The following is a 13,144-nucleotide window of genomic DNA, read 5'->3' as shown; positions in this document are numbered from 1 at the left end:
GACTTAAGAATACCCACTATAAGATTTATCTGTCAATTGACAAAAAATATTTTCACTATTATAATAGATTTCACCGCGTGGTGAAAATATGTTAAACCGTGAAAATTATTTACGAGAGGCAAATGTCATTTCTAATGCAGCCTCCGCTTTACAAGATTGCCTCCTGAAAATTGCCGAAGGTGGGGTTGATTATAACATCTCTCCCAGCTTGTCATCGGGCGCTCGGCCGGATATTGTCGCCACTTTTTATCGTGAGCATCTCATCACAGTCATCGCGGAAGTGAAGAAAAGCGGTGAGCCGAAATTTGCGCGTGAGGCGTTTTATCAGCTTGAGCGCTATCGGCGGGAGATTCCAGGCGCCGCTCCCGCATTTATTGCCCCTTACATTTCTCCGCAGACGGCGCAGCTTTGCCGCGATGAAAAGATCGGTTATATGGATCTTGCCGGCAACTGCCACCTATCGTTTCCCGGGGTTTACATTCATGTTGAAGGTCAAGCAAATCCTTTTGCGCACTCACGCACGTTAAAATCGCTCTATCAGCCAAAGTCGGAACGAGTACTGCGGGTGCTTCTGCACCATCACCCGCGCAGTTGGCGCATTCAAAAGCTAGCTGATGAAGCGCAAGTGAGTACCGGCCAGGTGCATAAAGTGAAAGAGCTTCTGCTGGAGAAAGAATGGGTGACGGAAGGTTCTCAGGGAATAACAGTGTCGCGTCCGAAAGAACTGCTGCACGAGTGGGGGGCGCATTATCACCCAGAGAAACATCGCCAAGTCTTGCGGCATACTCTCGCGAATCTCGCCGTGTTCGAGAAAGATTTCTCTCACCTGTGCCGCCATCTCAATCGGCTGAGCGCTGTGACTTCATTCGCCGCTGCGGATTATTATGCGCCGCACGCCGCCTACCAGCGTGTAACGGCGTATGTTTCTGGGGATCTTGAGCCGCTTGATCTGGCTTTGGAGTTGGAGCATGTCACTTCGGGCGCAAACATTATTCTGCTCGCTCCTTACGACGATGGCGTGTTCTATGGCGCCCACGACGAAGACGGTGTGCGGATTGCTTCTCCCGTGCAAACCTATCTCGATTTGCAACAGGCGGGCGGGCGGGCATTGGAAGCCGCCGAAATTCTTCTGGAGCGAGTGATTAGCAAGCAATGGTAAATACACGATCTGAATATGAACCCGAAGCCATCCAGGCTGCGAAGCGGGTCTTGCTGGAGATTGCCTCTGTCTTTGAGGACGAACTCGAACATATCGTGTTTGTCGGCGGACAAAGATGCGATAGACATCGACTATGTCCTGCGCCGATATCCTGACGGATTGGAAATGCTGGGGCGTGTGTTCCAGAACGATGCATTTGCGAATGATGGATTGGTGCAGGAAGGAATCCAAGGTATCGCCAAAGCGTTTGGCTCTCTCGAAGCTATCGGTCCACTTTCCGTGGCTTCCTCCGACCGTTATCCCGAAGAAGAAGAGCGCTTGATCGTTCAGCAGACTGTCTATCAGAGAGCACAGAAATTTCTTCGCATGCTGAAACTGTAGGCGATTTGTCTCTCTTATTTCGAAAGCTTGTGCGAGAGGAGCCACGGCAGCAGGCCAGGTTCGGCGTAGGCGTTGTCCCAGCTGCTGTGGCCGACGCCGGGATACTCGCTGTAGCGGATATCGGCTTTGTGGGCGAGGAAGACGCCGACGAGCTGACGGGACTCGGAGACGGGGATCGTCGTGTCCGCCTGGCCATGGAAGTCCCAGATCGGCATGCCGGGGAGCGCCTGCGCCATTGCGAAGTAAGGATCTTTTTCGGCGGCGGTGGTTTCTTCGATGGCCGCATTGATCGATGGAGGATAGACAACTCCGCCGCAGACCGGAGCAATCGCCGCCCAGCGCTTGGGGTATTTGCGCGCCAGCTCCCACGTTCCATAGCCGCCCAGCGACAGTCCCGTCAGATAGATTTGACGCGGATCGCCGTTAAATTCTACGATGGCCGCGTCCAGCGTTTTGAGGGCAAGATCCTGCATCGCCGGCTGCGTCCAGCGCATTTCCGGCCGCAGCTGAGGGCAGACGATGACGGCGGGGAACTTGTCCGCGTCCTGGGCGATCAAGAGACGCACGCCGTTCTTGGTTTGCAGCGCCCCGTCCGTGCCGCGTTCGCCCGCGCCATGCAGAAACAAAATCACCGGCGTTTTCTTTTTCTTGTCCCAGTGCTTTGGGATAAAGACTTGATATTTATAAATCTCGTCGCCGATTGTGACCGTTCGGTCTGCGAACGGGACAAGTTCGGGCGCGATGGCGGCGGCGCGCGTCGGCGTGGCCGACAGTACGGCGATGGCGAGGATCGCGACCGGCGCAAAGAGAAGCGCGCGGGCGAGGCGGCTGAGCTTGGTGGACAAAGAACATCTCCCTGTTATCGTAAGCGTCGCCCTGCGATTTGCAGAGTGGCTTTCGATCATACTACCCGCACGGCGCTTATTCCCCAGTCTTCTTCATCAGCTCTTTTATTTTGAGGCGCGCGGCGGGAACGTTCACGCCGAATGCGCTTATCAGCTCGGATGAAAACTCGTCCGTCAGAGTGGTGAGCGAAGCCAATGGCTTCGGGGACTGGATGCTCCGCGCCGCGTCCACGGTCAATAATGAGTTCGGCTCCGGCGCTGTCCGTCGCCGGACGGGAGCGGCGCCGATCCCGCGCAGGACTTCGGCGGTGATTTGAGCAAAGTTCCAGCGGGTGGCGACGCCGCCTCGGCTGAGAAACAGCCGATCCGGCGGGTCCTGAAGCACGCCGCTGTCGTACAGAGTACGAAGGCATTCATAAGCGGGATCGGACTTTGGGACATCCGTAAAGACCTTCGGCGTCTTGTCAATGGCCGGCGCGATTTCCGGCGTACGGACTAACTCATCCACAATGCAGTAGCAGTGGTATGTTTTCGCCGGCTGGGCGATCCAATGGAACCTTGGTGGATGGGCGTCGACCTCAAACGGGCCATACACTTGGAGCTTCATCCGGCGCACGTCATTGATCGCGCTGAAACCGTTGTACCAGCCCCATGTGCCTGTGACAACTAACAAGCTCCCCTCAGTGCTCCAGGAACCCGTGATTTCTCGCCCGCTCATGCTCAAAGGGACGGAATGGAACGCGCCCCCGCGCTGAAAAATATAGGCCGAACTACCGTCGGTAAAGGCGAACTGGCCTTCCGCTTTAATGATCTCCATCGCGGATTGATATTGCGGAGCGACTACGGTCTTGTGCGCGGTCACGGCGAGCAGTGCGCAGGCGGCGATGGTAAACATTGAGTCGGCTTCCTTTCATGGTGAGGATTCCAGGCGTTCCCACGTATACGATAAATGTAATGATACCAGTAGCGACTTCGATCTTCACGCTGCTCTGAAGCCCGCTTTGTACGATTGTCGCCTATGAAACTCGCCATCAACTATTGCCCCGCCGCTGAAATGCTCGCGCGCGACGGTGCGTTGCCGGTCGATCTGTTCAAATGCCCGTCGCCGTTCGACACAGATGTTTCCGTCCATATGCCGGATTTGCTGGAGCGCGCCCGAAAGACGCGGCCCGTCTACGTCCACTTTCCCCTATTCGCCGGTAACGACAGTCTGCGGGATGTGAACTGGCAGGAGATTGTAAGTGTCCTCACGGCGACGGCGACGCCATATGTGAATTTGCACTTGGAGACGCGTTCTGCCGATTTTCCCGACATTCCCACGGACACGACGGATCCGGATCACCAAGATCAAATCGCCCGGGCGCTGATCGCCGATGTGATGCTGGCCGTGGCGCGGCTGGGCGCGGAGCGGGTGATTGTGGAGAACGTGGTGGCGCGGGGCAGCGTGCTGCGGCCGTGCATCGAGCCGGAGGTCATTACGCGGGTCGTGATGGAGACGGGGTGCGGGCTGCTGCTGGACACCGCGCATATCCGCCTGACCGCCGAGGAACTGGGGCTGGATGAGCGCGCTTATGTGGATGCGCTTCCGCTGGGCCAGCTGCGCGAACTGCATGTAACCGGAGCGCAGCCACATGAGGGTAGACTGCGCGACAGCATGCCGATGGGAGCCGAGGATTGGGATCTGCTGGAGCATGTTCTCGCCCATATCCGGAACGGCCGTGCGGCGGAGCCGTGGGTGACCGCGCTGGAGTACGGCGGCGTGGGGCCGGGTTTCGATTGGCGCAGCGATCCCGCGACGATCGCGGAGCACACGGCGCGCTTGCGCGCTCTTACCGACGGATAAAATCAGCCGAATTATGTAACAGCTAATTAACGTTGTAACGAGCTTTCATTATGTATCTTAGGTAACAATTTCTGGTGTGAATTCATTCAAATGTGTCTGATATCGCGGTATAGTCCAAATGCGATTCTGGGCATCCAGTGCTGTACGCAATAAACTGGTACGCGTCGACTAGCAAGGACAAACTACAGTGAAAACACCGAAACCCTTGGCGTATGCAATTGCGACATCTTTTTTTGCGTTCGCATCGATCGGCGCAGTGAGTGCGTCCAGCGGCAGCGCCGGAAGCTTCGCCGACCTACTTTCTCTGTCCGGCCCCTCCGCCACATTCACCGGCGGCCCGGGCGGAACGCTTTACGTCCCTTCCCCTCCCGGAACCGCCGGCATTCCGGTGAACTTCTTTTTGGACGCCACCCATCAGACAAACGCGATCTTTACCTTGTCTCCTGTGGTGGGGACTTCAACGGCCGTTCCTGTCTTTGGAACATTTCAAGAAACCACGACGGGGGGGACTTTCTCGATCGCGAATGGCTCCACCACCTATCTCTCCGGCACTTACACGAGCGGCATCCTGGGTGTTGCGAATGGCGGCACGACGGTTTCCTTCAAATCGGGCGGCGCCAATAGCGTGGTCTACACCGGCGGAACGTTCCTTGCTCCGGCCGGTTTGTCCGCAGGCGATATCGGCTCGTTCAATTTCAGCTTCTCCGGCGCCAACACCGGCGCCGGCACAGGCGTTTCCGTGGGCGCTTACATCAACAGCTTCGTCTCCCGTGGCGCGTCTGGGACATTCAGCGCTGAGGTTGCCTCAGTCCCGGAACCCGAATCCTTGGCTCCTCTGATCATTGGGGGGATGCTCCTGTTTGGGTTCGGACTTCGCCGCCGGAACGTTCCTGCGGAAATTGCGGCGTAATGCTTTGCGCGACGCACGAGAAAAAGCCAGTTTGAGCGCATGCGCTCAAACTGGCTTTTTCTGAATGACGCCGTCTTAGTTGACTTTGACGGAGAAGGTATCCAGATTGAATGTCGTCGGGAGGATCGCATCCTGGCGGTCGTAAAGCCAAATATCGATCGTCTTGCCCTTATACGTTCCGAGGTTGAAGGACTTCGTCACGTATCCGGCGGTCGCGTTGACATTGTAGAAGCCGCCGACACTTCCCAGAACGGCGCCGGTGGCGGGATCGCGCACTTCGATCCGAAGCAGGTCCCGGGATGAAGTCGTCGTTTCCGTCGTCGAGATCCAGAGCGCGAACGAAAGCGTCGCCGACATGGCCGTGGTCGGGATTGTGACCTGCTGATGCAGGAAGTCCGAGGTTCCCAGGCCGCAAATCGTCGCCTTCCACAATCCAGAAGCCGCCGGCTGGCTGCTTGTCGAGGTGTTAATGACCCCGGCGGTGGCGCTCCAGGGCATCAGAGCCGATCCGTTCTCAAAGCCCGGGTTGCCTAGCAGCTCCATGAACGATGTCGTGGATGGCTTGGCGTTCGCCTCGGGAGAGAACGACGTTTCACCTGCGGCGGTTACCGCCTTGACCTTGTAGTAATACGTCGTATTGTTGCTCAAAGCGTTGTTGCCCAGTGAGGTCGTTGTCACGCCCGTCTTCACCGGTGTCGCCGCCTCGCCGCCCGCCGTTGTTCCGCGGTAGATGTTATAGCTGGTCGCTCCAACGACCGGCGCCCATGACAGGAACACTTGGCTGTTGCCGGCGTTCGCCTGGAGCGAAACCGGTCCCGCTGCGGATGTCGTTCCCCCCGTGGTCGTTCCGCCGGTTGTGGTTCCGGTTGTTCCGCCAGTCGTCGTTCCGGTTGTTCCACCGCCTGTCGTCCCGCCGGTCGTTTCCCCCGTGGTTCCGCCAGTCGTCGTCCCCGTGGTTGTTCCTGTTGTTCCACCATCAGTCGTCCCGCCCGTGGTTCCTCCGGTCGAGCCGCCCGGCGCGAGATCGGCGAGCAGGTTGCCACCATTGAACGATCCCCAGCCAGTCGCCGCGTCGTATCCAGGCAGGGCCGGATAATAGAGGTTCGTGCTGGTCATCACGTCGTGGAAGTCCGAAGCGTAGCGAGCGCCTTTGCCGATGGAGTAAAGCGTGGGGTTCGCGAAGCCGAGCGGAGCAAGGCTCGCCGAGGCGCGCTGCTCGTTGACCAGAGCCGTGAACGCCGACCACAGCGGCGCCGCGCAGCTCGTTCCGCCATAGATGTACCAGCCGCCGCGCAGGCAGATGGAGTATCCGGATGAAGGATCAGACGCTAGAGAAACGTCCGGAACGGTCCGCATGGCCGGGTTGGCCAATGTCGCCGCTTTGACAACTCCTGTTTGATAGGACGGCGCCGACCAGTAGAAGCTGGATCCACCGCCGCTGCCCGCGCCCCGGGAGCTGCGCGACTTGTCGCCCGTGTTGGACCAGGTCTTTTCAGAGACCCATGAGCCGCCGGCGACGCCGGTGGTGAGCGTGGTGCCGCCAACGCCGGTAACGTAAGGCTGCGCGGCGGGATCGTCTACGCTGAGCGAAGATCCATCGTCATACGCGCCGGAGTCGCCGGAGGCGGCGAACATCGATTGGCCCTGCGCCGCCATCTGCATGAAGATTTGATTTTCCGCATCGAGAACATCATAAGGGACCATCCCTTCGCTAATGCCCCAGGAAGAGCTGACGGATTTGGCGAGGTTATCGGTTGCGATCTTGCTGTAGCCGGCGAGTACGCCCGCGCTGGAGTTGGGAGCCTGGTAAACGATGATCTTGGTCGCGCCCGGCGCCAGCGCCATCTGAAGCTCAATGTCCAGCGTGACTTCGCCCTGGCCGTTCAGGTCGCCGGTCATTCCGGTCGCGCCGCCGACGAAGACGTTCTGGAGCGGAACGGCGCGCAGCCCGAATTTCTGCTGATAGGCGGTGATGTCGCTTGCCGAGTATCCGTCCAGCTGAAACAGGGCCAGCGTCTGCCCGGCTCCGCTGCGCGAGGTTCCGGTCAGTCCATAAGCGGCGCGGATGTCGGTAGGCGTCATGCCTCCGCCGGGACCGGAGCCGATTTGGTTGGGATTCTGTGTGATATTCTGAGGCGTGACGAGGAAATTATGAGTTTCCCAGACCGTGGCGTTTTCCAGACCGGTGACGTTGGAAATGAAGCCCCGCATGCTTGCTGGAAGCGATGGTTCGCGATCTGGAGCATAGAATGCTCGTCCATTTAATTGTTGGTAACGCTGTAATCGCAATCCAAATGTCTTTTCCGCGATTGCCGCCGGGGCGTTGACCTCGACGAGCAGCCGGTTGGAATGCTGCTGAGTGATCGTGAATCCGTTCTCCCTAGCAAAATCGACGACCTTCTGATATTGCTGCTGCGTGGGAGAGAAGCGCGCGGCGAATTGCTCCGGCGTCAGATACTTGCCGTAGAGCGCATCGGCGGGATTGTGCAGCCGCTGAATCAGATCGCTTAGCTCCGGCTTGTTGCGAAGGGGCAGGGATAGCGCGAGCGCCACGGGATGATTGGTGGGAAGCTGACCTACGGCGTGAGCCGCCGCAGAGATCGGCGGGATGTGTCCGGAAAGCGAAAATCGGTCAGCGGCGTTTGCTGAATTGGCTATAGTCAGAAGCGCGGCGGCTGCGGCGAAGGCAGACGTGCGCTTGAGTTGGTTAAGTTTCAACGGAAGCGTTCCTTTGAGATCAAGACATTGTCCAGGTGATTCAGTTTGGGCGCACGGAAGCGGAGGAGGGTAACAGCGGCTTCCGTTTCGAGAAAAATCATTCGTAGCGCCTAAACATAATCATAACATAGATTCTGGCAATTTTGCGGGTCGGCAAATATATTTTTGCGTTCGCACGCTGTGTATTTGTAAGCTTGGTTGCTATTATGCAGAGTTCGATGAATATCAAATAACCCTACATACGAATTGTCGGCATTTGGACGAAAATTTGGAGTCTGAAGATTTATTCTGGGAATATTCTGGATTAGAATGAACGCTTGCTTTTATTCCGCAATCTTAAACAAATCAATTATCCATCAAGCATATGGGCTTTTAAATTAAAAGTAAGTTAAAGCAGCAGGGCTTTAACTTTACTATGTTTAATAGCGAGCAAGCGTAATTAATAAATATTCGAATATTATGCGAATCTAATTTAATATTATCGAATATTGTGTTTATTAGACTTTACACACGGGTATAGCTTAACTGCGGTTCTGGATCCCCAGTGTTGTACGCATCTCAATTCCGGCCACAAGCAGTTAAGCGTCGGAATACATCTATATCTATTATTCAGAGAATAAGGGCCCCCTATCGTGAAGACACAGAACACGCTCAACGCAGTTATTGCAACCTCTCTCCTGGCGATTGCTTCCATCAGCATGGCCAGCGCCGCCAGCGTCAGCGCCGGCAGCTTCCCCGACACGCTCGGACTTGGCGGCCCTTCCGCTACGTTCACCGGCGGGCCCGGCGGCACGCTTTACGTCCCCAGCGCTCCGGGAACGGCGGGCATTCCCGTCAACTTCTTCCTGGATCCCGCACATCAAGCGAATGCTATCTTTACGTTTTCGCCCGTATCGGCCACTTCCGCCGCACTGCCTGTATTCGGCACATTCGCGGAATCGACGACGGGCGGCACTTTCTCGATCGCCAGTGGCTCCACGACGTATCTGTCCGGAACCTACAGCAGTGGGATTATGAGTGTCGCGAACGGCGGCACAACGGTTTCCTTCGCGTCGGGCGGCGCCAATAGCGTGGTCTATACCGGCGGAACGTTCCTTGCTCCGGCCGGTTTGACTGTCGGCAACATCGGCTCATTCAACCTGAGCTTCTCTGGCGCGAACTCCGGCGCTGGCAGCGGCGTGTCCGTGGGAACGTACATCAATGGTTTTGTTTCCCGTGGCGCCTCCGCGACGTTCAGTGGCGTTCCCGGCACAAATGGCGGCAATGGCAACCCCGTTCCGGAACCCGGCTCCGTGGCGGCTTTGATGATCGGCGGCATGCTCTTGCTGGGCGTCGTCCTGCGCCGACGGACCGCTTCTCCCACATTCGCCGCCTAAGCGGGGCCTAAGGAGTTGAGCCGGACAGGACAAATGACAGTTGTATGTCATTTGTCCTGTCCGGCTTTTCTTTGTTCGGCTCAGGTATCATAAACCCATCACACCGATGGGAACACGATAGACCATGGATCACAGCGCAGCGCTCCTTGAACTTTCTTCCGGTATGCCGGTCATTTACGGCGGCGACCGCATCGCGTACGTCTCCGAGGAGCTGGCGACCGCCTTTCAGCCGGGCGACAAGCTCCTCGTGGTCCAAACGACCGGCGACCTGCTGCGCATCCCCGCCGAAGTTTCCGATAAGACGAAGTCCGCAGTGGCCGTCGCCTATGAAGCGTTCGCCGGGATGTCCGGCGTAAGCGACGAAGATGTCTCGCGCTTCTTTGAAGAGTTTGCGCTGCGCCTTGGAGATCCAGAAGCATGGTCCGAGATCGCGGCGGCGAACGCCGCGGACGTCGCACAGGCCCAGGCGCGTGGGAGGTCCACGACACGGCTGGCGGCTGGCGAAAAAATGCGGCGTGGAATGGTCGAAGGCCTGCGCGCCTGGCGCGATATGCCGGGGCTGAGTGGCCGGGTGGTGGAGCGCGCCCAGCACGACGGCTGGAGCGCCGAGCAGTTAATGGCGCCGCTAGGCGTCGTCGGCTTTGTATTTGAAGGGCGCCCGAATGTCTTCGCCGACGCCGCCGGCGTTCTGCGCAGCGGAAACACGGTCGTCTTTCGGATCGGCAGCGACGCCCTTGGCACAGCCCGCGCCATTGTGGCCCACGCCCTGGCGCCCGCACTGGAGGCGGCCGGCTTACCGGCGGGGGCGGCGACCCTGGTGGACAGCGCGGACCGTGCGGCGGGATGGGCGATGTTCTCCGATCCGCGCCTTGCCCTCGCGGTCGCGCGCGGCTCGGGCCGGGCGGTGGAGCAGCTGGGAAGCGTCGCGCGCCAATCCGGCGTTCCCGTCAGCCTTCATGGGACCGGCGGCGCCTGGATCGTCGCGGACGCCTCCGCCGATCCGCATCGTCTGGAGCGCGCCGTTTTCCACTCCCTCGACCGCAAGGTCTGCAACACCCTCAACACGGTCTGTCTTCCCCAGGATCGTCCCGAGCTTGCCGATGCGTTCTTGCGCGGGATCACCGCCGCCGGGGAGCGCTTGGGACACGGTTTCAAACTGCACATCGTCCGGGGCGACGAACGCGTCGTCCCCGCTGATTTCTTCACGACTGTCACCGAGGTGCGTCGCGCCGAGGGCGATGTGACCGAGCCGATCGCCGAACCGCTGGACATTGATGCATTAGGCCATGAGTGGGAGTGGGAACAGACGCCTGAAGTGACGGTGAAGTTGGTGGCGACGACCGAGGAGGCCGTGGCTCTCTTCAACAAATACAGCCCGCAGTTTGTCGCCAGTCTCATCACGTCGGCCGAAGACCTTGCCGAGCGCTTTTATCGATCGGTCAACGCACCGTTCGTCGGAGACGGCTTCACGCGCTGGGTGGACGGCCAGTACACGCTGGGGCGCCCCGAGCTCGGCCTATCCAACTGGCAGACCGGCCGCCTCTTCGCTCGTGGCGCCATTTTGAGCGGCGACGGCGTTTTCACCGTCCGCACCCGCGTTCGTCAAACCGATCCCGAGATTGGCCGTTAATAAGGAGAGTGTGAACATTGATTCCAAAGACTTCAGCGCTCTGCGCCCTGATAGTGATGGGCGCGCTGGCATGCGTGTCCGCGGCGCCGGCGAAGCCGCAGACGGTGCATCCCGGCGATGTTTGGCCTGACGACAAAGGCAATCATATCCAGGCGCACGGCGGCGGCATCCTCAAGCAGGGCAAAACCTATTACTGGTTCGGCGAATACCGCGCGCAGGACAACGAGCCCAGTCTTCGCTACGTCGGCTGTTATTCGTCTCAGGATCTGGTCCATTGGAAGTTTCACGCCCCCGCTCTTAAGATGGCGGCGCCTGAAAACTTGGGGGAGCGCTGGGTGCTGGAGCGCCCCAAGGTCTTCTACAACGCCAAGACCAAGCTATATGTGATGTATTTCCATCTGGACAGCAGTGACTATAGCCTGGCGCGCGTGGGCATCGCGACCTCAAAGCACGTAGATCGGGATTACACGTATCTCAAGAGCTTCCGGCCGCTGGGACAGATCAGTCGTGACATCGGCCAGTTTGTCGACGACGACGGCTCGGCCTATCTGATCTTCGAGGACCGCCCCAACGGCTTTCACATCGCGAAGCTTTCGGACGATTATCTGAACGTGGAAAAAGAGGTATGCCTGATCCCCATGCACATGGAGGGCGGCGCAGTGGTCCATTATCAGGGCCTCTACTACGCCATCGGCTCGGCGCTCACGGGCTGGAATCCCAACCCGAACAAGTATGCGACCGCGACATCGCTTTCCGGACCATGGTCGGAGTTCAAGGACATCGCGCCTCCAGAAGTGAACACCTACGGATCGCAGTCGACGATGATGCTGAAAGTGGTCGGCTCCAAATCCACAACGGTGATCTTCATGGGCGACATCTGGAAGCCGAAGACACAATGGGATTCGCGTTATCTGTGGATGCCGCTGGAAATTGGGGACGGCAAGCTCACCCTCCCCGCGCCGAAGGTGTGGACGCTGGATATAAAGACGGGTGAAGCGCTAGTCGGCGGTTAGCTCAACTCGCTATAGACAAGAGCCCCTCCGGCCCACTGGATTAGGACGGCCCCTCCGCCCCAGGATGGGAAGCTAGGAGTTCGCCCCTCCGCCCCAATTCTGGGGGACCGGAAAATGCCGCAGTCCGAAATCGGGTCCCCCAGAATTGGGGCGGAGGGGCCATCCTAGACCTGGCGGTGAGGGCTTTCTTACGCCGCCATCCGCTCCGCCTGCTCCCAGTCGGTCGCGATGCAGTTGCGCCCCCGCGCTTTCGCCACGGAAACGGCGCGCTCGGCCTGAGCGGCAAGGGCCGAGGCGGATTGGCCGACATCCAGCGTGGCGACTCCGGCGCTGACGACAACGCCGCGCTTTTGCCAGCGACCGCCGGCGACGATCTCGCGGAACCGCTCGGCGGCGGCTTCGGCCTGGGCGCGCGTGGCTTCCGGAAGGATGATCGCGAACTGCTGGCCGCCGTAGCGGGTCACGCAGTCACAGGCGCGGGCCGCGCGCTTCAGCAGCGCGGACGTCATCTTCAAAACGTCGTCGCCGGCCGTCACACCGAAGGTATCGTTGTAGTCGCGGAAGTGGTCGATGTCCAGAACCACCACGGACAGCGGCGCTTCATAGCGCGACGCTCGCCAGCACTCCTCGGTCAGCTTGACGTGGAAGGCGCGATGGTTGGGCAGGCCTGTCAGTCCATCAACGGCGGCGGACGCCTCCGCTCGCTCGCTCAGCGTCTCGATCGTTTTGGCCTGCGCCTCCAGCTTCGCCTGCGCCTCGCGCAGCTGCTCCTCGACCTTGCGCCGTGCGGCCGCCTGGACTTCCGCCTCGCGCTTTGCTTCGGTAATGAGTTCCGGCTGGCCGCTGCGGCCGAACGCCAGGATCACCACGGCGGCAAAGAGCACGGCGATCAAACCCCAGCTGATCAGAAGCCCGGTCAGACCGACGCTTTGCGTCATTGTCTCCAGCACATACCGCAGCCTGCCCGCCGCGTCTGCTGTCGGACGCGGGGCAATCAAATGCGCCAACTCAATCAGCGCCGCAGCGCTTGCCGCTCCGATTCCTATTTTTCGCACTCGTATGGAGGCGTTGTTCATCTTCCTCACCTATCGTTCATCGTCTCCCAAAACGCGGTATTGCGTGCGGGCGTGATGATGATCACAAGGGATTCTTCGGCAGGGTTAGTGAAGATTTACAGGGTAAACAGGCGTGGAAGGCCGCCGAACCGCCATTTCCAGTACATCTGCGAGGGCTGGAAGCGCGATCCGGCGTGGGATTTGGGAGGGTGGC

11 protein-coding genes are annotated in these 13,144 nt (G+C 59.2%); 7 read left to right on the top strand and 4 right to left on the bottom strand.

Annotated elements, in window-relative coordinates; all coding sequences use genetic code 11:
- The first annotated feature begins 88 nt into the window (after window positions 1-88).
- Together ABIZ35_RS05675 and ABIZ35_RS05670 are read left to right on the top strand one after the other, a co-directional pair.
- Entirely contained in the window at window positions 89-1,159 is a 1,071-nt protein-coding gene (locus tag ABIZ35_RS05675) for a type IV toxin-antitoxin system AbiEi family antitoxin (protein ID WP_348218904.1), read from the top strand.
- A 72-nt stretch (window positions 1,160-1,231) separates the two neighbouring features.
- Window positions 1,232-1,540: a hypothetical protein gene (locus ABIZ35_RS05670; RefSeq protein WP_348218903.1), complete on the top strand. Its 309-nt coding sequence runs from the start codon at window positions 1,232-1,234 to the stop codon at window positions 1,538-1,540.
- A 14-nt stretch (window positions 1,541-1,554) separates the two neighbouring features.
- Here the strand turns inward: ABIZ35_RS05670 and ABIZ35_RS05665 are convergent, their stop codons facing one another.
- A complete protein-coding gene (locus ABIZ35_RS05665) occupies window positions 1,555-2,385 on the bottom strand; it encodes a PHB depolymerase family esterase (RefSeq protein WP_348218902.1) in 831 nt (276 codons plus the stop codon).
- Window positions 2,386-2,461: 76 nt separating this feature from the next.
- On the bottom strand, window positions 2,462-3,280 hold the full coding sequence (locus tag ABIZ35_RS05660; RefSeq protein ID WP_348218901.1) for a hypothetical protein: 819 nt from the start codon (window positions 3,278-3,280) through the stop codon (window positions 2,462-2,464).
- Between the two features lie 123 nt (window positions 3,281-3,403).
- On the opposite strand from ABIZ35_RS05660, the gene ABIZ35_RS05655 reads away from it, so the two are divergent.
- Together ABIZ35_RS05655 and ABIZ35_RS05650 are read left to right on the top strand one after the other, a co-directional pair.
- The gene (locus ABIZ35_RS05655) at window positions 3,404-4,228 is read left to right on the top strand and encodes a DUF692 family multinuclear iron-containing protein (RefSeq protein ID WP_348218900.1); all 825 of its coding nucleotides are present in this window, start codon (window positions 3,404-3,406) and stop codon (window positions 4,226-4,228) included.
- 187 nt (window positions 4,229-4,415) lie between these two features.
- Window positions 4,416-5,138, top strand: coding sequence for a PEP-CTERM sorting domain-containing protein (locus ABIZ35_RS05650; RefSeq protein ID WP_348218899.1), 723 nt, complete (start codon window positions 4,416-4,418; stop codon window positions 5,136-5,138).
- Between the two features lie 75 nt (window positions 5,139-5,213).
- Here the strand turns inward: ABIZ35_RS05650 and ABIZ35_RS05645 are convergent, their stop codons facing one another.
- A complete protein-coding gene (locus tag ABIZ35_RS05645) occupies window positions 5,214-7,856 on the bottom strand; it encodes a protease pro-enzyme activation domain-containing protein (protein ID WP_348218898.1) in 2,643 nt (880 codons plus the stop codon).
- 632 nt (window positions 7,857-8,488) lie between these two features.
- On the opposite strand from ABIZ35_RS05645, the gene ABIZ35_RS05640 reads away from it, so the two are divergent.
- The 3 genes from ABIZ35_RS05640 to ABIZ35_RS05630 all read left to right on the top strand — a co-directional run bounded on the left by ABIZ35_RS05640 (window position 8,489) and on the right by ABIZ35_RS05630 (window position 11,875).
- Window positions 8,489-9,232: a PEP-CTERM sorting domain-containing protein gene (locus ABIZ35_RS05640; RefSeq protein ID WP_348218897.1), complete on the top strand. Its 744-nt coding sequence runs from the start codon at window positions 8,489-8,491 to the stop codon at window positions 9,230-9,232.
- Window positions 9,233-9,356: 124 nt separating this feature from the next.
- A complete protein-coding gene (locus ABIZ35_RS05635; protein ID WP_348218896.1) occupies window positions 9,357-10,862 on the top strand; it encodes an aldehyde dehydrogenase family protein in 1,506 nt (501 codons plus the stop codon).
- Between the two features lie 17 nt (window positions 10,863-10,879).
- Window positions 10,880-11,875, top strand: coding sequence for a family 43 glycosylhydrolase (locus ABIZ35_RS05630; protein WP_348218895.1), 996 nt, complete (start codon window positions 10,880-10,882; stop codon window positions 11,873-11,875).
- Between the two features lie 188 nt (window positions 11,876-12,063).
- On the opposite strand, the gene ABIZ35_RS05625 is transcribed toward ABIZ35_RS05630, so the two are convergent.
- Window positions 12,064-12,951, bottom strand: coding sequence for a GGDEF domain-containing protein (locus ABIZ35_RS05625; RefSeq protein ID WP_348218894.1), 888 nt, complete (start codon window positions 12,949-12,951; stop codon window positions 12,064-12,066).
- Between the last annotated feature and the right edge of the window lie 193 nt (window positions 12,952-13,144).

Source organism: Capsulimonas sp. (assembly GCF_039929585.1).
Classification (GTDB): Bacteria; Armatimonadota; Armatimonadia; order Armatimonadales; family Capsulimonadaceae; genus Capsulimonas.
Note: the sequence above shows the minus strand (reverse complement) of the source record. Positions and strands in the feature narration are given on the sequence as shown.